Annotated in this window: 22 protein-coding genes; 21 read left to right on the top strand and 1 reads right to left on the bottom strand. The window is 69.9% G+C overall.

What is annotated here, in order from left to right; translation table 11 throughout:
* Positions 1 to 155: 155 nt before the first annotated feature.
* From HNQ61_RS08520 to HNQ61_RS08490, 7 genes are all read left to right on the top strand, one after another.
* Positions 156 to 1097, top strand: a complete 942-nt coding sequence (locus tag HNQ61_RS08520; protein ID WP_170039892.1) for a glycosyltransferase family 2 protein — start codon at positions 156 to 158, stop codon at positions 1095 to 1097.
* Positions 1094 to 2242 (top strand): glycosyltransferase, encoded by a 1149-nt coding sequence (locus HNQ61_RS08515; protein WP_170039890.1) that lies wholly within the window; start codon positions 1094 to 1096, stop codon positions 2240 to 2242. Before HNQ61_RS08520 ends, HNQ61_RS08515 begins: the two co-directional genes overlap by 4 nt.
* Positions 2243 to 2777: 535 nt before the next feature.
* Complete coding sequence (locus tag HNQ61_RS08510) at positions 2778 to 3560, top strand: methyltransferase domain-containing protein (protein ID WP_170039888.1); 783 nt, start codon at positions 2778 to 2780, stop codon at positions 3558 to 3560.
* Positions 3536 to 4702, top strand: coding sequence for a glycosyltransferase (locus tag HNQ61_RS08505; protein ID WP_170039886.1), 1167 nt, complete (start codon positions 3536 to 3538; stop codon positions 4700 to 4702). Before HNQ61_RS08510 ends, HNQ61_RS08505 begins: the two co-directional genes overlap by 25 nt.
* Positions 4699 to 5808 (top strand): glycosyltransferase, encoded by a 1110-nt coding sequence (locus HNQ61_RS08500; protein WP_170039884.1) that lies wholly within the window; start codon positions 4699 to 4701, stop codon positions 5806 to 5808. Before HNQ61_RS08505 ends, HNQ61_RS08500 begins: the two co-directional genes overlap by 4 nt.
* A 149-nt stretch (positions 5809 to 5957) precedes the next feature.
* A complete protein-coding gene (locus HNQ61_RS29530) occupies positions 5958 to 8396 on the top strand; it encodes a polysaccharide biosynthesis tyrosine autokinase (protein ID WP_170039882.1) in 2439 nt (812 codons plus the stop codon).
* Between the two features lie 461 nt (positions 8397 to 8857).
* Entirely contained in the window at positions 8858 to 9259 is a 402-nt protein-coding gene (locus HNQ61_RS08490; protein WP_170039880.1) for a hypothetical protein, read from the top strand.
* A 268-nt stretch (positions 9260 to 9527) separates the two neighbouring features.
* Here the strand turns inward: HNQ61_RS08490 and HNQ61_RS08485 are convergent, their stop codons facing one another.
* On the bottom strand, positions 9528 to 10094 hold the full coding sequence (locus HNQ61_RS08485) for a GNAT family N-acetyltransferase (RefSeq protein WP_170039878.1): 567 nt from the start codon (positions 10092 to 10094) through the stop codon (positions 9528 to 9530).
* A 197-nt stretch (positions 10095 to 10291) separates the two neighbouring features.
* Here HNQ61_RS08485 and HNQ61_RS08480 point away from each other — a divergent pair, with 197 nt between their 5' ends.
* The 14 genes from HNQ61_RS08480 to moaA all read left to right on the top strand — a co-directional run bounded on the left by HNQ61_RS08480 (position 10292) and on the right by moaA (position 24101).
* A complete protein-coding gene (locus HNQ61_RS08480; RefSeq protein WP_170039876.1) occupies positions 10292 to 10459 on the top strand; it encodes a hypothetical protein in 168 nt (55 codons plus the stop codon).
* A 78-nt stretch (positions 10460 to 10537) separates the two neighbouring features.
* Positions 10538 to 12265, top strand: a complete 1728-nt coding sequence (gene recJ, locus HNQ61_RS08475; protein WP_170039874.1) for a single-stranded-DNA-specific exonuclease RecJ — start codon at positions 10538 to 10540, stop codon at positions 12263 to 12265.
* 571 nt (positions 12266 to 12836) lie between these two features.
* Positions 12837 to 14264, top strand: coding sequence for a DUF4139 domain-containing protein (locus HNQ61_RS08470; RefSeq protein WP_170039872.1), 1428 nt, complete (start codon positions 12837 to 12839; stop codon positions 14262 to 14264).
* A gap of 122 nt (positions 14265 to 14386) precedes the next feature.
* Complete coding sequence (gene rsmD, locus HNQ61_RS08465; protein WP_170039870.1) at positions 14387 to 14914, top strand: 16S rRNA (guanine(966)-N(2))-methyltransferase RsmD; 528 nt, start codon at positions 14387 to 14389, stop codon at positions 14912 to 14914.
* Positions 14911 to 15405, top strand: coding sequence for a pantetheine-phosphate adenylyltransferase (gene coaD, locus HNQ61_RS08460; protein WP_170039868.1), 495 nt, complete (start codon positions 14911 to 14913; stop codon positions 15403 to 15405). The genes rsmD and coaD overlap by 4 nt, the downstream gene beginning before the upstream one ends.
* Entirely contained in the window at positions 15402 to 16385 is a 984-nt protein-coding gene (gene pta, locus HNQ61_RS08455; protein WP_170039866.1) for a phosphate acetyltransferase, read from the top strand. Before coaD ends, pta begins: the two co-directional genes overlap by 4 nt.
* Positions 16386 to 17051: 666 nt before the next feature.
* A complete protein-coding gene (locus HNQ61_RS08450) occupies positions 17052 to 17384 on the top strand; it encodes an STAS domain-containing protein (RefSeq protein ID WP_170039864.1) in 333 nt (110 codons plus the stop codon).
* A 133-nt stretch (positions 17385 to 17517) separates the two neighbouring features.
* On the top strand, positions 17518 to 17982 hold the full coding sequence (locus tag HNQ61_RS08445; protein ID WP_221305256.1) for an ATP-binding protein: 465 nt from the start codon (positions 17518 to 17520) through the stop codon (positions 17980 to 17982).
* Positions 17983 to 18001: 19 nt separating this feature from the next.
* Complete coding sequence (locus tag HNQ61_RS08440; protein WP_170039860.1) at positions 18002 to 19561, top strand: SpoIIE family protein phosphatase; 1560 nt, start codon at positions 18002 to 18004, stop codon at positions 19559 to 19561.
* A gap of 7 nt (positions 19562 to 19568) precedes the next feature.
* Entirely contained in the window at positions 19569 to 20453 is an 885-nt protein-coding gene (gene rsmA, locus HNQ61_RS08435; RefSeq protein WP_170039858.1) for a 16S rRNA (adenine(1518)-N(6)/adenine(1519)-N(6))-dimethyltransferase RsmA, read from the top strand.
* 1518 nt (positions 20454 to 21971) lie between these two features.
* Positions 21972 to 22277 (top strand): hypothetical protein, encoded by a 306-nt coding sequence (locus HNQ61_RS08430; RefSeq protein WP_170039856.1) that lies wholly within the window; start codon positions 21972 to 21974, stop codon positions 22275 to 22277.
* 79 nt (positions 22278 to 22356) lie between these two features.
* Positions 22357 to 22602 carry a molybdopterin converting factor subunit 1 gene (gene moaD, locus HNQ61_RS08425; protein WP_170039854.1) on the top strand — a complete coding sequence of 82 codons (246 nt, stop codon included), beginning with the start codon at positions 22357 to 22359 and terminating at the stop codon, positions 22600 to 22602.
* A gap of 3 nt (positions 22603 to 22605) precedes the next feature.
* Positions 22606 to 23052: a molybdenum cofactor biosynthesis protein MoaE gene (locus HNQ61_RS08420; protein WP_170039852.1), complete on the top strand. Its 447-nt coding sequence runs from the start codon at positions 22606 to 22608 to the stop codon at positions 23050 to 23052.
* Positions 23049 to 24101 (top strand): GTP 3',8-cyclase MoaA, encoded by a 1053-nt coding sequence (moaA, locus tag HNQ61_RS08415; protein WP_205762196.1) that lies wholly within the window; start codon positions 23049 to 23051, stop codon positions 24099 to 24101. The genes HNQ61_RS08420 and moaA overlap by 4 nt, the downstream gene beginning before the upstream one ends.
* Positions 24102 to 24111: the final 10 nt, after the last annotated feature.

Raw genomic sequence — 24111 nt, 5'->3', positions numbered from 1 at the left:
CCGGTCTTCGTTTGTGCGGCGGCGGCTGTCGCCGGAGTCCGCGTGCGGGATTGCGCCGGCGGGGACGGGGCCGGACGGTTGCGCGGGTTGCCACGGCCGGCGCGGCGCGGCTAGCTTGCCCGGCTCGCCGCCGCTCCCCTCCCGCACCCCGCCGCATGGCCGAACCGGCTCACGCATTCCGGACGACCGGCGCCGCGCCGCGCATCACCGTGGGCGTGGTGACCTGGCAGCGTCCGGAAATGACGCTGCGCTGCGTGCGCTCGCTCGCCCTTGCCGCGCAGTTGATCGCCGAGGCGCGCGTAGTGGACGAGGGATCGGAGCCGCCGCTGGTGCTTTCCGCCGCGGATCTGGGCCCGGGCGTGCCGCCGGTTGTGCTCACGCGCGAACCGTCACGGCCGGGGCTGAGCGCGTGCCGAAACCGCATCGCCCGCGAGGCGCGAACGCCGTATCTGCTTTTCCTGGATGATGATGCGGTGGTGCTCACCGCCGAGTCCATCCGCGCCGCGCAGGCCGTGCTGGACGCCGATCCGTCGGTGGCGGTGATCGCGTTCTCCCAGGCGGAGGCGGATGGAACGCTCTCCGCCGGGCAGCCCGCCGCGGTGGATTATCCCGCCCGCGTGCAGACGTTCATCGGGTTCGCGCACCTGATCCGGCGGGATGCGCTGCTCGCGGTTGGCGGGTACCGTGAGCTTCTGCGCATCAACGGCGAGGAGCGGGAACTGTCGATGCGGCTGCTGGATGCGGGGATGAGCGTGGTGTACCTTCCCGGCGCGCCCATCGCGCACCTGCGTGACTCGGCCGGCCGCGACTCGCGCGCGTATCTGCGCATCATCACGCGCAACGACGCGCTCATCGCCATGCTGAACGAGCCGCTGCCCATGGCGCTGGCCACCGTTCCCCTGCGGCTGCGCCGCTACTTTCCCATGCGGCGCGGGTGGGAAGTGGACGATCCTGGCGGATTCGGCGTGGTGGTGCGCGATCTGGCCGGGTCGCTCCCCACCGTTCTGCGCCAGCGGCGGGGCGTCCGCTGGGCCACCATGCGCGAGTGGCGTCGATTGGCCGCGGCTCCGCCGTACGAGCCGCCGCCCGCCCCGTGAGCCGTCCGCTGCGCCTGCTTACGCTGGGCCATTCCTACGTGGTGGGCACCAACCGCGCGCTCGCCGACGCCATGGCGCGGGCGGGCGGCGGGCGGTGGGAGGTGACCGTCGCCGCGCCGGACGCGTTCCCCGGCGACCTGGGCCCCATCCGCCTGGCCGCGGTCCCGGGCGAGGCGCCGCGGCTGGAGCCGGTGCCGGTCCACGGGGCCGGGCGCATCCACACCATGCGGTACGGTTCCCGCCTGCGCGCGCTCCTGCGCGAGGGGTGGGACGCGGTGCACTGCTGGGAGGAGCCGTTCATCGCCGCCGGGGCGCAGGTGGCCGCGTGGACGCCGCGCGACGCCCGGCTGGTGTACGCGACCTTTCAGAACCTGCCCAAGCGGTATCCGCCACCGTTCGGATGGATGGAGCGCTATGCCATGCGCCGCGCGGCGGGGTGGATCGCGTTCGGCGCGACGGTGGAAGAAACGCTCCGCACCCGGCCCCTGTACCAGGCCCGCCCTCACCGCGTGATCTCGCCCGGCGTGGATACGGCGCGCTTTCGCCCGGACGCGGAGGCGCGCGGCCGCGTCCGGGAGGCACTCGGCTGGTCCGCGGACGGTCCGCTGGTGATCGGCTACCTGGGCCGCTTCGTGCCGGAAAAGGGAATCACGCTGCTGCTGCGCGCGCTGGCGGGTGCGCGACAGCCGTGGCGGGTTCTGCTGGTGGGCGGCGGGCCGATGGAGGGCGAGCTGCGGGCGTGGGCGGCGGGGCAGGGGGACCGCGCGCGCGTGGTGACCGGCGTGCGGCACGAGGAGGTGCCCGCGCACCTGAACGCGATGGACCTGCTCTGCGCGCCCAGCCAGACGACCGCGCGGTGGCGGGAACAGCTGGGCCGCATGCTGCTGGAGGCGATGGCGTGCGGCGTTCCCGTCATCGGCAGCGACAGCGGCGAGGTTCCGCACGTGCTGGCGGACGCGGGCGTCGTGGTGGCGGAGGCGGATGGGGCCGCGTGGACGCGCGAGATCGACCGGCTGCTGGCGGATTCCGGTGAACGCGCCGCGATGGCCGCGCGCGGGCTGGCGCGCGTGGAGGCGGAGTTTGCGCTCCCCGTGGTCGCGCGGAGGCACCTGGCGTTCTTTGAGGAGCTGGTTCGCGGGGCGTAGATCGTCGCGTGGTTGCCGTCTGGTGATTGCATGCGAGAAAAGCTGGTGCCGGCCCGGGCGGGGATCGCGGGCGGCCCCCACCCGGGCCGGCACCACCGGCCCACCCTCCCCGCGCGAGAGCGGATGAATCCGCCGCTCGGACAGCGGGAACCCCCGACTCGACGCCCACAGGCGCCGTTCGGGGCTTCAACTGCCTCCGACGCGAGCGGAGGCGGCGCCCAGTCCGCGAAGGCGGACTTCGTGTTTCTCGAGGCGCGGTTTCAACCGCCGGGCCGATGCCGGAGTCCTGTGCCGCAGTCGACCTTCGCGCTGAGGTCTCCCCCTCTCCCGCTTGCGGGAGAGGGGGCCGGGGGGAGAGGGGTGCCCGCGGCCGCGCCAGATCATCCGGAGCACACCGGACCCGCAGTTCTCCCCTCTCCGTGCGCAGTTTGCACGGGGAAGGGCCGCGGGAGGGGCCACCAGGTCCGCCATTCGCACGATCCGTGTCCGATCCTGTCTGATCCTGATCACCCGAAGTTCATCCACCGGAGCCCACGTGACCCAGCCGGACGCGGATCGCATCGCCGAGGGCGAGTACGCGCGCAAGCAGCTTTCCGGGCGCGCCGGCCTCATCGGCTGGAGCCACGAGCGCCGCTTCCGCACCGCGCGCGGCATGGTCGCGCCGTACGCCGCGCGGCGGCTTCTGGACTACGGGTGCGGCGACGGGACCTTTCTGGCCCAGGTGCACGACCTGTTTCCCGCCGCGACCGGCGTGGAGGTGGACGACGGCCTGGTCCGCGACGCGCGCGCCCGCTTCGCCCCCGTGGGCGGGCTGGAGTTCGTGCACACGGGTGATGTCGATCGTCTCCCCGCTGGCGCATTCGGTGTGGTGACGTGCATGGAGGTGCTGGAGCACTGCACGCCGGACTCGGTGGACGGCGTCGTCGCGCAGATCCGCAGGCTGGCCGCTCCGGACGCCGCCGTCATCATCAGCGTGCCGGTGGAGACGGGGCCGGCGCTGCTGGTGAAGCAGGCGGCGCGCGCCGCGGCCGGGGCGCGCGGCATCAGCGGCTACCAGGACCGCGAGCACTACGCGCCGGGCGAACTGGCGCGCATGCTGGTGGCCGGGCGCGGCACGCAGATCGACCGTCCCGTCTACGAAACCGCGTTCGCGGACGGCTCGCCCAACCGCTACCACGGCCACAAGGGCTTTAACTGGCGCGCGCTGGCCGCCCGGCTGGAGCGCGACTTCGTCATCCGCCGCACCCGCTTTTCTCCCCTCCCGCTCCTGGGCCCGCTGCTGAACAGCCAGGCGTGGATGCTGTGCAGCCCGCGCTGACCCGCCGCGTGGGCGTGGTCTACGACTACGACGCGGAGCAGTGGCCCAGCATGGCGCTCGCCGGCGACCTGCTGGCGGACGGCCTGCGCCAGCACGCGCCGCACTACGACGCCGTCCCCATCCGCCCCGACATGCCGCATCCGGTCAGCCGCCTGCTGGGCGCGCGGGGGCGCAACGCGGACCGCTTCGCCGCGCGCCACGTTGCCTATCCGCGCTGGCTGCGGCGCCACGCCACGGGGATGGACCTGTACCACGTGGTCGACCACAGCTACGCGCAACTCGTCCACGCGCTCCCCGCGGAGAGGACGGTGGTGACCTGCCACGACCTGGACGCGTTTCGCTCCCTTCTCCCCGATCCCGAGCCGCGGCCCGCGTGGTTCCGGATGATGATGCGGCGCGTGCTGAGCGGTCTGGCGCTCGCGGCGCACGTCGTGTGCGACAGCGACGCCGTGCGGGACGAACTGATCGCGCACCGGTTGATGGACGGCAGACGGGTGACGACCGTCCCGCTCGCCGCGCACCCGGACTTCGGCGCGCAGCCCGACGCCGCGGCGGACGCCCGGGCGGCGGCGCTCCTGGGACGGCCATCGTCCAACGTCCTGGACCTGCTGCACGTGGGGAGCACGGTGCCGCGGAAGCGGATCGAACTCCTTCTGCGCGCCATCGCCCCCGTGCTGGCGGACGGGCGCGTGCGGCTGGTGCGCGTGGGGGGCCCGCTGACACCGGCGCAGTCGGCGATCGCGCATCAACTGGGGATGGACGGGCGGATGGTGACGCTGCCGACGCTGGACCGTCGAACGCTGGCGGCAGTGTACCGGCGCGCGGCGCTGGTCATCAACCCGTCCGAGCGCGAGGGGTTCGGCCTGCCGCTGGTGGAGGCGATGGCGTGCGGCGTTCCCGTGCTGGCCAGCGGCCTGGCCGTATTCCGCGAAGTGGGCGCGGAAAGCATCACGTACGTGGCGGGAGAGGATGTGACGGTGTGGAGTGATGCGATCCGCGCGGAGCTGCGGCGGCTGGATGATCCCGACGCGCGGCTCATTTCGCGCGCGGCGGTGCTGGCGCGGGCCAGCCGGTTCACCCTGCCGCGCTACGCCGCCGGGATCAGCGCCGTGTACGACCGCGTGCTGGCGGGTGCCGCGTGAGCCGGCTGCGCGTGCTGCACGTGGGCAAGTTCTATCCGCCGCACCGCGGGGGGATGGAAAGCCACGTGGCCACCCTGTGCCGCCAGCTGAAGGCGGACGCGGAGGTGCAGGTCATCGTTTCCGCGGATGGGAAAAGGACGGAGACGGACGTGGTGGACGGCGTGCCGGTGACGCGGATCGGCACGGCGTTCGGCTTCGCCTCCGCATCCATCAATCCCGGGATGGCGCGGGCGATCCGCCGGGCGGAGGTGGACGTCATCCACTTTCATCATCCCAATCCCACCGCCGTGCTGTCGTACCTGGCCAGCCGCAACCCGGCGCCGCTCGTGGTCACCTACCACAGCGACATCGTCCGCCAGCGCGTGCTGGGCGCGGGATTCGCGCCGGTGCTGCACCTCTTTCTCCGCCGCGCGCGGGTGATTCTGGCCAGCTCCGCGGAGTACGCGCGCACCTCACCCACGCTGCGCCGCCACGCGGACCGGGTGCGCATCGTCCCCTTCGGCATCCGCGTGGACGAGTACGCCGCGCCGGACCCGGCGGAGGTGGCCGCGCTGCGCGGACGGCTGGGCCCGCGGGTGGTGCTGGGCGCCGGTAGGCTGGTGTACTACAAGGGTTTCGAATACCTTGTGCGGGCCATGGCATCCGTTCCGGGCCAACTGGTGCTGGTGGGCGACGGGCCGCTCCGCGAGCCGCTTCAGGCGCTGGCGGAGGAGCTGGGGATCGCGGACCGCGTGACCTTTGCCGGTGCCGTCCCCGACCTGGCGCCCTGGTACGCCGCCGCGGACGTCTTCGTGCTCCCCGCCGTGGAGCGCAGCGAGGCGTTCGGCCTGGTGCAGCTGGAGGCGATGTCGGCGGGGCTTCCCGTCATCAACACGCGCATCCCCAGCGGCGTCCCCTTTGTGTCGATGGATGGGGAAAGCGGGCTCACCGTACCCCCGCGCGACGCGCCGGCGCTGGCGGACGCGCTCGCCCGCCTGCTGGACGACGAGCCGCTGCGCGCCCGCCTGGCCCAGGGTGCCCGGGACCGCGTGGCCGCCAGTTTCAGCCTGGAGCGCATGGCGGCGGAGACGATGGACGCCTACCGCGCGGCCCTCGCCGCCGGCTGACAGACCCTCGCGGGGAACCCGCATCCGCGTTTCTGGTAACGAGATGCGAGCGGGGCCCGCCCCGCGCCGGAAGATCGGCTTTCACCGCGCTCCGCGTACGGCCCGCCCTTCCGGGTGATCAGACCCACACCGCCCAACCCGCCGTATCCGTGTCCGACATCGTTCCCCGTCAAGACCGCCCGTACCCTGAAGCTGTCGCGGCCGCGCCGGTGCTGCGCTCCATGCCCGTGCTGGACGGCTACCCCGTCTCGGAGGGCATTCCCCTGGGCGAGTACCTGGCCGCGCTGCGCCGCTACGCGTGGCTCATTGCGCTGGCCGTGGCGCTGTCGCTGGGGTTTGCCACGTACCGCATCAAGCGCGAGCTGCCCCGGTACGCGGCGTCGTCCTCGGTGCAGCTGGTGAACCCGCGCCAGCAGCTGGCCCCGGCCACCGCGCAGGGGCAGGCCCAGGACGTGGCGGGATGGTACACGGACCCCGTGCTGTCGCAGATTCAGGTGCTGCGCAGCCGCGCCGTGGCGGCGGAGGTGGTGGATTCGCTGGGGATGCGCCTGCAGCCGCGCGACCGGCTGTTTCCGTACGCCTCCATCCAGCACATCCAGGTGATGAAGAGCGCGCGGACGGGCGATACGCTGCGCGCCACCTTTGCCGCCGACCGCGTGGTCGCGCGGATGAACGGGCGCACCGCGCAGGGGCTCTACCGCCAGCCGCTGGACCTGGGGCCGGTGGTCATCACCTTTGCGCAGCGGCCGGCGGGGATCACCTCGGCCACCTTTGACGTCGTCGATGAGCAGTCCGCCATCCTGAACGCGCTGGGCTCGCTGACGGCCGCGCAGCGCGAGGTCACCAACTTCGTCGACATCCAGTACGGCGCCAACGATCCGGTGATGGCGCAGCGCGGGGCCAACGCGTTCGCCTCCGCCTTTCAGGAGATCAGCACCCGCTCGGCGCAGACCATGTCGCGGCGCCGGCGCGTGTTCGTGGAGCAGCAGCTGCGCAGCACCGACTCGCTGCTCGTGGTCCTGCAGGCCCAGCTGAGCGCCTTTCGCAAGGGCGTGCGCTCGTTCTCGCCGCGCGAAACGTTCCGCACCACGGAAGAGGGGCTGGCCAATTTTCGCCTGCAGCGGCAGAAGCTGGTGGGTGAAAAGAGCATCTACGACCAGATGGGCCGCGAGCTTACGAGTGACGCCGGGCGCGAGGGCGCGGAGCAGATCGCCGCGCTGGCCGCGTCGCCGGAAGTGGCGTCCAACAGCGGCATCATGCTGCTGTACCAGTCGTTGGTGCGCTACCAGACGGCGCGCGACTCGGCCACCACCGGCCAGTGGGCGCGCGCGGGGAGCAACCCCGACGTGCAGCAGCTGGATTCGCTCATTGCCACCTACCGCGGCCGGCTGATCCGCGCGGTGCAGTCGCGCAGCGGGTCGCTGGCGGGGCAGATCGGCATTCTGGACCAGGTGATGGCGTCGGACGTGGCCGCCATCTCCGGCCTGCCGGACGCGGAAGCGGAGGAAACGCGGCTGTCGCGCGAGGTGGAAACGCTGCAGAAGCTGGTGGACGATCTGCGGCGCGACCGGCAGGAGGCGCGCATCAACGAGGCGGTGCAGGCGGGGCAGGTGGAACTGGTGGACTGGGCCATGCTCCCCGGCGGGCCGGTGGGGAGCGGCGGCAAGAAGCGGCTGATGTTCGCGCTGCTGATCGGCCTAGCGCTGGGCGGCGGCGGCGCGCTGGCGCTGGACCGGCTGAACACCTCCATCGCGCGGCGCGAGGACGTGGAGCATGCCACGCGCATCCCCGTCATCTCCGTCATCCCCCGCATGTCGGAGCCCCGGGAGGCGCCGGGGCGGCTGGGGGCGGCGGGCAAGATGCTGGCGCGGCGGCGCGACACGGACTCGGCGGACGGGCTGGTGGTGGTGAACGACGTGCAGGCGCCGGGGTCGCAGGCGTACCGCAAGCTGCGCACGCACCTCATTTTCAGCCAGCAGGGCGCGCCCATGCGCACGCTGATGGTCACCAGCCCGGCCGCGTCGGAGGGCAAGACGACGGTGACCAGCAACCTGGCCGCGGTGTTCGCGCAGCAGGGGCTGCGCGTGCTGGTGGTGGATGCGGACCTGCGCCGCGCCAAGGTGCACAGCGTGTTCGGCCTGCCGCGCACGCCCGGGCTGAGCGAGACGCTGCTGGGCGAGCTGCCGGTGGAGGACGCGGTGCGCCCCTCGGGAGTGGAGAACCTGGACGTGCTGGCGGCCGGGCGGCTGGTACCGCACGTGTCGGAGCTGCTGGGCGGCGCTTCGATGGGGCGGCTGCTGCGGGAACTGGGTGCGCGCTACGACCTGGTGATCGTCGACACGCCGCCGGTGATGGCCGCGGCGGACGCCGAGATCCTGGCCGCGCAGTGCGACGCGCTGCTGATGGTGGCGCGCGCGGGGCAGACGGACCGCCAGAGCGCCCGCCACGCCGCCGACCAGCTGCGAGCCGTGGGCGCGCGCATCGTGGGCGCCGTGCTGAACGACCCGGACAGCAAGATGGGCGGGACGGGGCAGTATGCCTATTACTACGAGTACCGCCAAAACAAGGACGACGACGCGGCCGGCTGATCCACCGCCGCGCATCGTCCCCGGAACTCCGGGTGAGGGCGGGAGCATCAGACGATGCTCCCGCCCTTGTTTATCCAGACGAATGACGGATCGGAGAACGTTTGTGCCTGCTGGAGCAACTGAAGTCGCCGCAACAACGGCGGAAAGTCCCCCGAACAGATGGGGGACTTCACCTGCGACAGCGGCAGACCGGTACAAACTTTCCGGGATGCGCATGACTGCACCAGAGTGTCCGGGCAGTGTCCCTTCCGGAGCGGGCGGGGAGGAGCGGATTCCGTGCGCGCGGTGGAGAGAACCGCGGACCCGTCATTCTGGAGCCCCGTCTGACGGGGAATCGGTATCAGTTCGTGAATGAAAAGAAAATCGTTGCTTGTCGACAATCAAAGGCGTATTCTGTGAGTGCGGCTGCGCAGCCCGCTTCTGAAGTGCAGATGGTCACCCCTCTCCTCACGGAGGAATCCATGACGACCCGCAAGTTGATCTGCATGCTGGCCGTGCTCGCGACCGCGGCCTGCGATGGCGGCCGGCAGCCCGTCGCCAGCGCGGAGGGCGGTCCGCGGCTGCTGACCACACCCTCGCTGACCGTGACCGTGACGTCCGGCACGCCGACGCTGACGTGGTCCGCCTCCACCGGCGCGACCTCGTACGAGATTCAGCGCTACATCTCCGATTGGGGCGGCATTTATACGTCGATTCCCGTGGCGGTGTCGCCCAGGTCGTACACGGACAGCGAAACGTGCATCTCGTCCATCAACAAGGGGCACTACGTCGTATACACGGTGGACGCGCTGGACAGCGTGACCGGACAGCGCCTTTCCAGCAGCAGCAAGTCGTTCTACCTGTGCGGCTGGCCGCCGGAGTGAACGCACGCGCCTGAACGCGGAAAGGGCCACCCGAGCGGGTGGCCCTTTCTCAATCCGGTCGATTACGATGGAGTCGCGTGTTCCGACCAAGGCCGCGCGGAGTGAGAACGGCACCGCATCGCGTTCAGGATGGTCAAGGTCCATCACGGAGCCTCCCCCACTGCATCTCAACACCCCTGCGGAAAACCGGCATCGGGCACTCGGCACTGAGCACTTCTGTGTTCCCTCGCACTCACGCACTAACGCACCCAGCACTCACGCACTTCCCCTAGTATTCCCGCCACGCCGGATTCGTCAGGCTCGTCCGCACGTGGTCCTCCCACTTTCCGTTCAGCAGCAGGTAGTCGCGGGCGAATCCCTCCACCACGAAGCCGAGCCGCCGCAGCAGGCGGCCGCTGCGCTCGTTGCGGGGGATGTAGTTGGCCTCGATGCGGTGCATGTTCTGCTCGGTGAACATGTAGCCCAGCGCCGCCTCCAGCGCCTCGCGCATCACCCCGCGGCCCTCGTACTCCCTGTCCAGCCCGTACCCCAGCACGCAGCAGTACGCCGGGGAACGAAAGATCTGCGTGAAGTTGGCGTTGCCCACCACGCGCTCCGGCCGCGCCGCGTCAAAGAAGAAGAGGCGCACGCTGCGCCCGTCGCGGAACTCGGCCAGGTTGGCCCGCACCTGCGCCGCCCAGAACCCGGCCGTAAAGAACTCCGCCCCCATGCGCGGGCGCGATTCCGCCAGGTGCTCGCGGTTGTCGGAAAAGAAGCGCACGATCTCGCTCACGTCGTCCGCCTCGGCAAGGCGGACGATCAGGCGGGGCGTGGTGAGGCGCATCGGTGTCAGCATGGCGGGCCGGGCGGAAACGGGAAGCGGTGCATGCCGCGGAACGGCGGAAAGCTAGCCGTCCCGCCGCCGCGCGAAAGGGTCGCGGGCGATCCACCGCGTCCCCCACGCCGGCGGCCGCCGCCCTCCCCGGCATGCCCGTTGCGAAACCGGGCCCGGCTCGCAGTCCCAACCTCACCATCGCACCGCCGGAGCACGCCGTGGCCGAAGACCGCAAGGAGCCGCCCTTTGAGGGAGGATCTCAGCCCGTTCCCCACCAGAAGGATCCCGTGCCGGGGCCGGGCCGCAGCGTGGCCCAGGTGGTTACGCTGATCCTGTGCGTGCTGGTGGTGGCCGCCGCCGCCGTCTGGATCTTTTCGCACGTCTGATCCCGGGGCGCGCCACCTGTCCGTTTTGTGGCGGGTGGCGGCTTGACCCATGGACGGCTTGACGGCTAGCTTTTTGGCATGCCAGCCACCATCGCCGAACGCCGCTGGGTCGTATCCCCCGCGCCCGACAACGCCGCCGTAGAACGTCTGAGCCAGGCGCTGCGCCTGCCCGCCGCCCTGTGCCGCCTGCTGGTGCAGCGCGGCTACGGCGATGCGGATGCGGCGCGCGGTTTTCTGCGCCCCGCCGCCGCGCACATCCATCCGCCAGCCGGCCTGGCCGGCATGGGCGACGCCGTCGCGCGCCTGCGAAAGGCCATCGACGGGCGCGAGATCATTCTGGTTCACGGCGACTACGACGTGGACGGCATCTGCGCCACCGCCCTGTACGTCCGCGCCCTGCGGATGATGGGGGCCGTGGCGCTTCCGTTCGTTCCCCACCGCGTGCAGGACGGGTACGACCTGGCCGACGCGGGGATCCGCGCCGCGGCGGAAATGGGCGCGTCCCTCATCCTCACCGGCGACTGCGGCATCGTGGCGCATGACTCGGTGGACCGCGCGCGCGCCGCCGGGGTGGACGTCATCGTCACCGACCACCATACGCCGGGCGACACCCTTCCCGCCGCGGTCGCCGTCGTCAATCCCAACCGCGCCGATTGCGGGTACGCGTACAAGGGCTTGGCGGGCGTGGGCGTGGCGTACAAGGTGTGCTGCGCGCTCGCGGAGGACATCGGCTTTCCGCTGGAGCGGCTGCACGGCTTCCTCGATCTCGTGGCCATCGCCACCATCGCCGACGTGGCGCCGCTTTCGGGGGAGAACCGCGCGCTGGTGCGGTGGGGGCTCAAGGTCCTGCAGCAGACGCCGAATCCGGGGCTGCGCGCGCTGCTGCGCGTCACCGGGCTGGCGGACAAGGGCGAACTGACGAGCACGCAGGTGGCCTTTCAGCTGGCGCCGCGCATCAACGCCGTGGGGCGCATGGGCGAGGCGCAGCGCGGTGTAAAGCTGCTGCTGACGGACGACGAGGGGGAGGCGATGCAGATCGCCCAGTCGCTGGAAGATGACAACCGGTGGCGGCAGACGGTGGAAGGCGACACGCTGAAGCAGGCCCTGGCCGCGCTGGAGATCGGTTTTGATGCGGACCGCGACCGCGGCGTGGTGCTGTCGGGAGAGGGATGGCACCCGGGGGTGATCGGGATCGTGGCGTCGCGGATGGTGGAGCGGCTGCACCGGCCCGTGGTGATGATCGCCATGGGCGAGGACGGCGAGGGGAAGGGGAGCGCGCGGTCCACCTCGCGCTTTCACCTGTATGATGCCATGCGCGACTGCTCGGCGCACCTGGTGCGCTTCGGGGGGCACAAGGTGGCGGCCGGGTGCAGCATCCGGCGCGAGAACGTGGATGCCTTTCGCGACGCGTTCAACGCCCGCGCCCGCGCGCTGCTCTCGGATGACGACCTGGTGCCCGAGGTGCGCATCGACACGGAGATCGAACTGCACCACGCGGATCTGGATCTGGTGCGCATGCTGCGGCACGCCGGCCCGTTCGGCGCGGGGAACGCCACGCCGGTGTTCGCGGCGCGCGGGGTGGCCGTGGTCGGGTCGCCGCGCATCGTGGGCAAGGGGCACCTGAAGGTCACGCTGGGCGCGTTCGGTTCGCGGATCGACGCCATCGGCTTCGGGATGGCGGAGCACGCGGCGGAGCCGTGGTTCGGACGGCAGCTGATGGACGTGGCGTTCAAGCTGGAAGAGAACACGTACAACGGCCGCACCAGCGTGCAGGCGCGCCTGGTTGACCTGCGCCCGGCGGGCTGAGCGCTCGGCGGGCGGAGTCCAGGGCGGCCCCCCACCCGGGCCGGGACACCGGCCCACGCTCCCCCGAATAAGACCGGGGGAGGGTTGTTCGCGGCCGAGGCTTCGGCGCGGGGAGCGGAGATTGGGCCCGCGGCGCATCCCGTTGAGCGAATGAATCCGCCGCTCGAACAGCGGGAACCCCCGACGCGGCGCTATTCGCGCGTCGTTCGGGGCTTCAACTGCACCTGGAGAGGAACGAGGCCGAGAGTGCAGTCCGCGAAGGCGGACTTCGTGTCTTTCGAGGCGCGGTTTCAACCGCCGGACGAAAAGGTCGCCGCCCCGATCCGAATCAGTCATCCACACGACACTGGGGTGTGCTCCCTCTCCCACATCCGTTCGTGGGAGAGGGTCGTCGTGCGGAGCACGCGAGGTGAGGGCCCCAGCCGGCCGCCGCACCCAGGTTCGCCTCCCGCCCATCCTCCTCCCCGACCGCCAGTTTCCCTGATCCGTCAGATCCACCGCTCCCCCGCCGTTCTCCACCGGCGCCGCGCTCCGCGGCGCCGCAGCAGGTTCTCCACCGCCCAGGCTCCACATGACCCACCTTCGTCTTGCCCTCGCCGCCGTGCTCGCCGCCGTTCCCGTCGCGGCGCAGACGCCCGTCATCTCCACCGCCGCGGACAGCCGCGACGTATCGCTCACCATCTACAACGGCGGGTACGCCGTTCTCCGCGAGCAGCGCGAAGTTCCGCTCACGACGGGGATGAACGTCATCCGCTACGAGGACGTCGCGCAGACCATTCAGCCCGCGACGGTCAGCGTTTCCGGCCGCAACAGCCCCATCCGCGTCCGCGAGCAGAACTACCAGTTCGACCTGGTGAGCCCGCAGGCCATTCTCGACAAGTCCATCGGGCGCACGGTGCGCTTCCGCCGCGCGCGGCCGGACGGCGGCGTGGAGGTGCTGGAGGGCACGCTGCTCAGCACGGGCGCCAACGGCACCGTCCTGCGCACCACCGACGGCCGGCTCGTCCTCAATCCGCAGGGCGAAGTGGAAGTCACGGAGCTTCCCGCCGGCCTCATCTCGCGCCCGTCGCTGCTGTGGATGCTGGATTCCGAGCGCGGCGGCCGGCAGACGCTGGACGTGTCGTACCTGGCCGGCGGGCTGGGGTGGTCGGCGGATTACGTCGCCGTCTTCGATTCCGCGGACGGCCGGGTGGACCTCACCGGCTGGGTTACGCTCACCAACGGCAGCGGCACCACGTGGCGCGAGGCGCAGCTGCAGCTGATGGCGGGTGACGTACGTCGGGTAAGCTCCGTGATCCAGGGAAGGGTAGCGGGGGCGAACTTGCAGCGGGAGGCGCCCGCCGCGTACTCCGCGCCGGCGTTCGTGGAGGAAGGTTTCTTCGAGTACCATCTGTACACGCTGCAGGGACGGACGACGCTGGCCAACAACGAGACCAAGCAGATGACGCTGCTCACGGCGCCGGGCGCGCGGGTCCGCCGCCGTCTCGTGTTCGATTCGCAGCGCTCGTGGAACTGGAACGCCCAGCCCGGCGCTGGCGTGGTGACGACGGAGGTGAAGGCGGCCATCATGCTGACGCTGTCCAACACCGAGGCAAACGGGATGGGTATGCCGCTTCCCGCCGGCGTGGTGCGCACGTACAAGCGCGACGCGCGCGGCAACATCCAGTTCCTGGGCGAGGACCGCATCAGCCACACGCCGCGCGACGAGGACGTGCGCCTGTACCTGGGCGACGCGTTCGACGTGGTGGCCACCCGCCGCGTGGTGGAAGACCGCACCATCAGCGACCGCGCGAACGAGACGGTCGTGGAGATCACCGTCCGCAATCACAAGGACACCGCCGCGGACGTGGACGTCACCGAGCACTTCTGGGGCGAGGGGCGCATCCTGAACAGCACCGCGGAATCCACCCGCGTCGATGCGCGCACCATCAACTTCGCCGTCAGCGTTCCCGCGCGGGGCGAGCGGGTCATCACCTACCGCCTGCGCCAGACCTGGTGAACGACGGCTACGCGCATCCATCCGCGTCACCGGCGGGTCGGGAGGGATGAGGATGGATGCGCGGCGCGGGCGGGCCGTGTAGGTTGTCCGCCGTCGTGCAGGCCGGACAGCGGATACGGTGGATGAGAATCGTTGCGGGGGAATGGGGCGGGCGGCGCATCAGCGCGCCGCCGGGGCGGGAAACGCGCCCCACCACGGACCGGGTGCGCGAGGCGTGGATGAGCGCCGTCGCGGACTTCCTTCCGGACGCGCGGGTGCTGGACCTGTTCGCCGGCTCCGGCGCGCTGGGGCTGGAGGCGCTCAGCCGCGGCGCGCGTCACGCCGTGTTCGTGGAGAACGGCTCGCCCGCCCTGCGCGTCCTGCGCGAGAACCTGACCGTGCTCGGCGCCGGCGAGCGCGGCGAGATCGTCAAGGCGGACGCCATCCGCTACGTGGCGGGTCTGGAGCGGGAGGCGTTCGACGTCGCATTCGCCGATCCGCCGTACGCGCAGGGATGGGCGGCGGCGCTGGTGGACGCGTTCATCGCCGTGCCCTTTGCCGCGCTTCTCTGCGTGGAGCACGGCCGCAACGACCCGCTTCCTGCCACGGACGGCGCGCGCACCCGCCGCTACGGCGACACCCAGCTCACCTTCATCCCCGCGCCCGAATGACCCCGCACCGCATCGCCATCTGCCCGGGATCGTTCGACCCCATCACCCTGGGGCACGAAGACATTATCCGCCGCAGCTTCCGCTTTGCCGACCAGGTGATCGTGGCCGTCGCGTTCAGCGCCACGCAGGTCAAGAGCGGAATGTTCTCCGTGGAAGACCGCGTGCAGATGATCCGCGAAACCTTTGCGGACGAGCCGCGGGTGGAAGCGGTGGCGTTCCAGGGGCTGCTCGTCAACTTCGCCCAGGAGCGCGGCGCCAGCATGATCGTGCGCGGGCTGCGCGCCGTGAGCGACTTCGAATACGAGTTCCAGATGGCGCTCATGAACCGCCGCCTGTGGGACGGAATGGAAACCGTCTTTCTGGCGCCGGACCTGGACCATTCCTACCTGTCGTCGTCGCTGGTCCGGCAGATTGCCTCGCTGGGCGGCGACGCTTCGCCCTTTGTGTCGGCCGCGGTGCTCGCGCGGCTGCAGGCCCGTTTCGGTGCATGAGCTTTCTTGACGACGTTCGCCGCCGTGCCGCGGCCCAGCCGCGCCGCATCGTTCTCCCGGAAGGCGCGGACGAGCGCACGCTGGTGGCCGCCGCCCGCCTGGACCGCGACGGGCTGGCGCGCGTGACCGTGGTGGGGGGGGAGGAGATCGCCGACGAACTGCGCCGTCTGGGCGCGGACGGCGTGGAGGTCGCCAACCCGGCGCGGGACGGGCGCCGCGACCACTTGGCCGCGCACCTGCTGGAGCGCCGCCGCGCCAAGGGGATGACGGAGGATGACGCGTATCGCCTGGCCGCCGATCCGCTCCTGTTCGGCGCGCTGCTGGTCGCCACCGGCGGGGCGGACGGGTGCGTGGCCGGCGCGGTGAACACCACGGGTGACGTGCTTCGCGCCGCGATCTGGGCGGTGGGCCCGGCGGAGGGAATCCGCACGGTGTCGTCCACCTTCTACATGGTGGTGCCGCCCTTTCGCGGCGGTGAGGCGGCGGAGGTGCTGAGCTACGCGGACGGCGCCGTGGTCCCCGATCCCACCGCGGAGCAGCTGGCCGACATCGCGCTCGCCAGCGCGGACGCGCGCCGCCGCGTGGTGGGCGACGAGCCGCGCGTCGCGTTCCTGTCGTATTCCACCAAGGGAAGCGCGTCGGGGCCGTCCATCACCAAGGTGCGGCGCGCGCTGGAGCTGTTCCGCGAGCGTGCGCCCGGCATCATGGTGGATGGCGAACTGCAGGTGGACGCGGCGCTGGTGGAATCCATCGGATCGCGAAAGGCGCCGGGCTCGCCCGTGGCGGGAAAGGCGAATGTGCTGATCTTTCCCGATCTGGATGCGGGGAACATCGCCTACAAGCTCACGCAGCGGCTGGCGGGCGCGGAGGCGGTCGGGCCCATCGTGCAGGGGCTGTCGCGCCCGGTGAACGACCTGTCGCGCGGCGCCACGGTGGAGGACATCGTGAACGTGGCGTGCATTACGGGGCTACTGGCGTGACTGGAAGTGCGTGAGTGCGGAGTGCGTGAGTGCGTGAGTGCGTGAGTGCGTGAGTGCGTGAGTGCGTGAGTGCGAGAACTGAAGTGCCCAGTACCCAGTGCCTAGTACCAGCTCGGAAGGTGGCGCGGCCGCTGGCTGGGGGCCCTCACCCCGCGTGCTGGGCACGACGACCCTCTCCCACGAACGGATGTGGGAGAGGGAGCACACACCAGCCCAGTGCGGAACCCCGAACGCAGTTGAAGCCCCGAACCGGACGCGCCAGCGGCCGGTGTCGGGGCTTTGCGATGTTCGAGCGGCGGATTCATCCGCTCAGGATCGGTTGGCGCACGCCGAGCCTGTGCGTGTCACACCGGCCCTCGCCTCCACCCCGCGTGCGTCCGGGATGCGGCGGCGCATCGTCCGGTTCGGGGCGGAATGGCATGGCGTGGCGCCATGTTTGCGGCGGAATCATTGCGTGATGTTCATCATCATCCACTTTGATGGTGCCGGCTGGACGGGGATGGCCGCGGACGCGGATGTGGGGCCGGGCGGGCGCTGCCTCTGGCGCGGAGCGGTCCGGGGCCGCAATATGGCCGTCGCGGCGCGCCCGAGTGCGCCGGAAGTGGCACATGGATTGCCCCCCGCCAAGGGAAGGGGCAACGAAAACCGTGGATCATCTGAGGAGTCATGAGCTTCCACACGAGCAAGCAGAATGGTGTGGTGGTGGTAGACGTGGACGGCCAGCTCATCGTGGGCAACCGTCAGGAACTGAAGCAGAAGGTGCTCGACGAGCTGGAAGGCGGCGAGCGCAAGTTCCTGATCGACTTCTCCAACACCGGCTACATCGATTCGTCCGGCCTGGGCGTGCTGGTGAGCCTTTCCAAGAAGATCCGCGAGCAGGGCGGCGAGCTTCGTCTGGCCAACCTGAACGAAGACCTTCGCACGCTGTTCGAGCTCACCAAGCTCGACACGCTGTTCAACATCGCCGACACGCGGGACGCCGCCCTCACGGGCTTCTGATCCGCCGAGGCTACACGGCCCGGCAGCCGCACCGGGACACCTTCCCGGGGCGGCTCGCCGCGTTATGGAGCAGGAGCAGCAGCATGCACCGCCGGACACACACACGCGCCCCGGGCGCCTCCGTACGCTGATCATGGCCCCAAACCGCGGCGGCCCTCCCCCTGAGGGATGCGCCTTTGTCATGGAGCTGCCCAGCGACCTGCGGGTCATTGAGGCGGCGGTCGGCTACCTGGCCGACCGCCTGCGCGCGTACCAGTTCGACGGCTCGCGGCTCAACCTCAACTTTCGCGTCGGCATGGCCGAGGCGCTCGCCAACGCCATGATCTACGGCAACGGCAGCGACCCGGAAAAGCGCGTGCGGCTCGAGGTGGAACTCGGGCCGGACGAGGTTTCCGTGCAGGTGCACGACCAGGGGCCGGGCTTCGACCCCGACCGCGTTCCCGATCCCACGCTCCCGGAAAACCTGGACCTGGGCGGCGGGCGCGGCATCTTCCTCATCCGCACGCTCATGGACGAGGTCCGCTACAACGACGCGGGCAACTGCGTCAGCCTGGTGCTGCGCCGGCACGAGCCGCTGCGCCGCGCCTCCGGCGAATGACGGACCTCCCGAACCCCACGTGACCACGGCCGCCGCCAGCCCGCCCCGACTGCCCGCCTCCGCGCGCGAAGTGCTCGACGATTTCGGTCGGGCATTCGGCGGAGCCGCGCGCGTGTGGCGCCGCATGGAAGACGGATGGATGCCGCTGGGCGACGGCGGCGGCCTTCCCGGCCCGGCCGGGTGCACGGCCGACGTCCCCGGCACCACGCTGGCGGTGGAACTGGCGGACGCCACCCCCGCGCAGGCCGCCGCGGCCGCCGCGTTCCTGGGCTCCGGCATCGCCCGCGCCGCGCGCCACGACGAGGAGATGCGCTCGTTCAGCCGCGAGATCGCGGAGCGGTACGAGGAAATCACGCTGCTGTACTCCATCAGCGAGATCCTGGGCTCCATCATCTCGCTCAAGGACGCGGCGCGCACCATCCTGGCCGAGGTGTCCAGCATCCTGGGCGCCAGCCGCGCCGCGCTCTGGGTGCACGACGAGGACGCCCGCGTGCTGCGCCTGGCCGCGGTGGAGGGGGGCGAGGGGCAGACGGCGCCCATCCCCATGGACGACCCGTGCTCGGTGACCGCCGCCGTTTTCCGCGAAGACCGGCCCGTCATCCTGGGCCCAGGCGAGGAGTACACCCGCGCCGACTGCCCCACCGGGGCGCGGCAGCGCGGATCGTTCCTTTCCGTTCCCGTCAGCTACTCGCCGCCGGAGGGGGAAACGCGCACCATCGGCGTCATCAACCTGATCGGCAAGGCGGGGAACGACGGGTTCAGCGCGGGCGACATGAAGCTGCTTTCCGCCATCGCCAGCCAGATCGGCGCCGCGGTGGAGAACAACCGGCTGATCGCCGAATCCGTGCGCCAGGAGCGGATGGAGCGCGAGCTGGAGTTGGCGCACGACCTTCAGCTCAAGCTGCTTCCTCCCCTGGAGCAGTTCGCGGGATACGCGCAGGTCGCGGCGCGCTGCGTGCCGGCGGAAAGCGTGGGCGGCGACTTCTACCACCTGTTCCGCCTGCCCGGCAACCGCCTGGGCGTGCTCATCGGCGACGTGAGCAGCCACGGCTTCGGCGCGGCGCTCATCATGGCGCTTACGATCAGCGCCGTGGCGATCCACGCGTCGGAGGGCGACGCGCCCAGCGAGGTCCTTCATCGCACGCACCGCGCGGTGATCGACGAACTGGAAAACACGGAGATGTACCTGACGCTGTTCTACGGCGTCATCGACCCCGCCGCGGCGACGCTCACCTACAGCAACGCCGGGCACGGCCACGCCTTTCGCATCCGCGGCGAGGACGGCAGCGCCGAGCGGCTGGGCGCCACCGATCCCCCGTTCGGCATCGTGGACCGCGACACGTACGGAGAAGCGGTCACGGGATGGACGGGCAAGCACGACCTGCTCTTCCTCTTCACCGACGGCCTTTCCGACGCGCTGGACGCGGGGGAGATCGAAGGCGAGCGGGTGCTGGTGGATGAGGCCTCGCGCATGCGGGCAGACGAGCCGGGCGCCATCATGGAACGCCTGTTCATCGCGGCGGGCGAGGCCAGCAACGTTCCCCCGGACGACCGCACGGCCGTCGTCGTGCGCTTCTAACCGCATCGTGCGCGATCCCACGCAGTCGGGCCCGCACCGCGCCAAGCGGTCGCTGGGGCAGAACTTTCTGGTGGACGGCAACGTCCAGCGGCGCATCGTCGAGTCGCTCAAGCCCAACCTGATCGACGAGGTGATGGAGATCGGGCCGGGGCAGGGGGCGCTGACGCAGCACCTGGCCGGCCGCGTGCGCCGCCTGATCCTGGTGGAGCTGGACAACAACCTGGCCGCGCGGCTGCAGGAAAAGTACGCGGACACGCCCGGCGTGGAGATCATTCACGAGGACGTGCTGCGGGTGCCGCTGGAGCGGGTGTCCCAGGATCCGCGCGGGCTCAAGGTCATCGGCAACATCCCCTACAACATCACCACGCCCATCCTGTTCGGGCTGCTGGAGCGGCGCCCGCGCCCGCGCGAGATCGTGGTGATGATCCAGCGCGAGGTGGCGGACCGCATTCTGGCGCCCGCTGGAGGCAAGACGTACGGTGCGCTCGCGGTCGGCATCCGGTCGATCGCGACGGTGGAACGCGTGCTGAACGTGAGCCGCGAGGCGTTCCGTCCGGTGCCGGACGTGATGTCGTCGGTCATCCGCATCGTGCCCATGGATCCGCCGCCGCTGACGGAGGCGGACGAGCGCACGCTGCGGTCGCTGACGCGGGCGGCGTTCGGGCAGCGGCGCAAGCAGTTTCAGCGCATTCTGCGCGACCGGTACGGGCTGTCGGCGGAGCAGGTGGAGGAGGTGGCGGTGGAGACGGGGATGGACCTGCAGTCGCGCCCGGAGCAGTTCGAGCCGCAGCGGTTCATTGACCTTGCCCGCGCCCTGCACGCGCGCGGGTACGCGGTGAAGGGCGAAGCAGCGGACCGGGTTGAGCGGGATCTTGATCGACGATCAGATTAGGGCTGCGTGGCTCGGCACGACTGTCCTAGAACTTCAACTTGAGCAAGCAGGAATCTCTGGTCACCTATTGATGTGTTCAAAGATGCATGTTGACCTTCGGACGTTCTCGGGCTAGCCTAATACAGCAACGATTCGAGGCGACAATCCAACAAGCACGTTTTCGAGGACGTGGTGGCGTTTTGGATAGTGGGTCGGCTGAATTGTCGGAGTTGACCTCTCCTTGGCGTTCTAGGGCGTACTGTGTTCTCCTAGAGCGTACTGTGTTCTCGGTGAGGCTACAACCTAGATCGCGTCATGAAGATTGGGCACTAAAGCAGTAGTTGCAAGCGGCTAGTATTGTGCCAGATCGTGAGCGCATTGCCATTACGGCGTAAGCAGGACGCAATATTCGCCAAATAACGAGGTGTTGTTGAATGACGCGATCTCCATGGAAGCGTGCACTCGAGCAGATGAAACTCTCAGCTCTCGGATCGGTGGAACTACTAATTGGGGTGGCTTTCTACGCTGGCACTGGCGTTGGGCTTAGATACTTGATCGATTGGGCAACGAACAATGATGGTTTTTCGGATTTTGATCAAATTGCTGTCTCAATAATGCAAGTTGCTGCTGCCATGGCTTTTGTGGCCCACGGGTTGCTGAGTGTAGTACTCGGTCTGCGGCTAGCGTATTTGGCGTTTCGCAAGGACTGGAGCGAGGGAGACGAGTGATGCGTAAGAAAGTTACAAAAATGCGGTCACTACACGGGACTCTGTCGAGCGTCCCGAGCACACTGTGCACCCATAACCCAGAATACGCCCGGAAGATCCTGTGGTCCTCCGCTCGGTTTGTTCCTGGTGTGCTGCTTTCTACAATCATCACTGTAGTGTTGTTGGCATTAGAGATTTTGCTGGTGCTGCATGGTGGAAGCCGAGTCGCGGTAATTGTAGGACTTGGACTAACGGTATTTCACGCATCATACGTGGTGAACACTGCCATGCAGGCGAAAATAGCGCTCTCCGACCTTGATCGTTGTCTGAGGGGACGCACGCCAGTGCGCCTTACGCCTGATTTGATGGCCCGTGCACTTCGGGCAGCGCAGCCGAGGCGGTCCAAGCTCGGTGTAATCTCGAAGACACTGACGATTGGCACTCCATTCTTCCCGATCGCTGCTTGGGCTGTAGGGGAGATAATCGAGCTAACTGCTCCAGAAATACGTGAGCAACTTGCTAATCTTTCGGAAGATGATCATCGTCGCCCGGATGTAAAGCGGTCGAAAGCCGTCGAGCGAGCTGTTGTCCGGACATCGAATCGGATTGTTCTTAGCAATGCGCGGACTGTGTTGGCTCCGGGCTTCTAAGCTAGGCGTTTGACTACTTCAGCTCCCGCGCTCTGTTGAGAGAGTAGCTATCATTACACGCGTTACCGGCGAGGAAGACTACTTCTGAGACTGCGGGCGATCCTACAGCCTCGCTTCCTACCCCACTGGCCCGCATCCTGCCCATCCGCGAGGCGCACGCACGCCCATCGCGGAGATCCCGAATGCTGATCCAGGAAGTCCTGACCGACCTGCCGCCGGACGAGGTGATCCGGCGCGCGCGCGAGTGGTTCACCCTGCGGCTCACGCCGTACGCCGGCTTTGCCGAAGAATCGTCCGACCACCACATCACGTTCGCCACCGAGGCGGGCGACGTGTCCATCGGCACCGGCCAGCAGGAGGGCCGCACCATGGTGCGCGCCTCCACCTCGCGGCTGCACCACGAGGTTTCGCAGTTCCTTACCACGCTGGCGCTGCCGGAAGAGGTTCGCGAGAACATCCCCGGGCCCGGCGTTTCCGGCGCGGGCTGACCACTCCGCCGCCCCGCCCCCGAACCCGGGCGGGGCGGCGGTGTATGGCGCGGGGATTCCTCCATCTCAGGCGCCGCCCATGAACGTCCGCACTCTCTTCTTTGCCTCGTACCGCGACCTGGCCGGCACCGACGAGCTCGCGCTGGAACTGCCCGCTGGCGCGCGTGTCGCGGACCTGGTGGGCCGCCTGCGCGCCCGCGGCGACGCCCTCGCGCGGCTTCCCGAATCGCTGGTGGTGGCCGTGAACATGGACTACGCGCCGCTCTCCACGGAACTGCGCGACGGCGACGAGGTCGCGTTCATTCCTCCCGTGGCGGGGGGCTGAGCCGTGTCCGCCTGCTTCGCCGTCATCACCGCGGACGCCATCGATCCCGCGCGCCTGCTGGCTGATACCGTGTCGTCCTCCGACGGCGCGGCGCTGCTGTTCTGGGGCGTGGTGCGCGAGCAGAACGACGGCCGCCCCGTGGCGGACCTGGAATATTCGGCGTACGCGCCCATGGCCGAAAAGGAAATGCTGCGCATCGCACAGGAAGCACGCGAACAGTTCGGGACGGGCGCCGTCGGCGTCATTCACCGCACGGGGCTGCTGGCCATCGGCGAGGCGAGCGTGGCCATCAGCGTGGCGTCGCCGCACCGGGGAGAGGCGTACGAGGCGTCGCGCTACGTCATCGAACAGCTCAAGCAGCGCGTCCCTGTCTGGAAGCGGGAGGGCTACGTGGATGGTGAGCGCGAGTGGGTGCCCGGTTTCACCCCCGCGGTGCAGGAGGCGCAATGAGCAGGCTGGTGCAGCTGGGCGGCGTTCCCGTCGTTACCCCCTCGCGCTCGATCCCCGCGGACGGGCCCATGACGGACGGGTTCGGGCGGCGCGTGGAGTACCTCCGCATTTCGGTGACGGACAAGTGCAACCTCCGCTGCGTGTACTGCATGCCGGAGGAAGGGCTGCCCTGGCTGAAGCGCGAACAGCTGCTGAGCTACGAGGAAATCGCCGAGATCGTCCGCGTGATGGGCGGGATGGGGCTGCGGCGCATCCGCATTACCGGCGGGGAGCCGCTCGTTCGCCGCGACCTGCCGGCGCTGGTGCGGATGATCCGCGCCGTGCCGCAGATCGACGACGTGGCGCTTTCCACCAACGCGGTGCTGCTGCATGACCTCGCGGATGAACTGCGCGACGCGGGGGTGGACCGCGTGAACGTGTCGCTGGATTCGCTGCGGCCGGACCGCATCGACGCCATTTCGCGCCGCGCGGGCTCGGCGGAGGCCATCTTTCGCGGGCTGGAGGCGGCGGAGCGCGCGGGGTTCGGGCCCATCAAGGTCAACTGCGTGGTCATGCGCGGCCGCAATGACGACGAGGTGGCGGATTTTGCCGCGATCACGCGCGAGCGTCCGTGGCACATCCGCTTCATCGAGGTGATGCCCACGGGCGAAAACCTGGGCGTTTCCGCGGACGAGTTCGTGGGCTCGGACGAGATCCTGGAGCGCATCGGGGAGATCGGCACGCTGCGCCCGGTGACGGGTCCGGCGGGAAACGGTCCGGCGCGCTACTACGCGTTCGACGGCGCGGCGGGGACCATCGGCGTCATTACCCCCATGAGCCACAACTACTGCGACCGCTGCAACCGCATGCGCCTGACGGCGGACGGCCAGCTGCGCCCCTGCCTGTTCGGCGACATGCAGACCAACCTGCGCGACCCGCTGCGCCGCGGCGAGCCGCTGGAGCCGCTGGTGCGCCACACGCTGGGCATCAAGCCCGAGCGCCACTGGCTGGTGCAGGGAAGCGACGCGGGATCCGGCGGGCTGCTGGCGCTCTCGCAGGTGGGCGGCTGACGGGAACTGG

It is taken from the genome of Longimicrobium terrae (assembly GCF_014202995.1).
GTDB classification, from domain to species: Bacteria; Gemmatimonadota; Gemmatimonadetes; order Longimicrobiales; family Longimicrobiaceae; genus Longimicrobium; species Longimicrobium terrae.
This window is presented reverse-complemented; position numbering and strand designations above follow the sequence as displayed.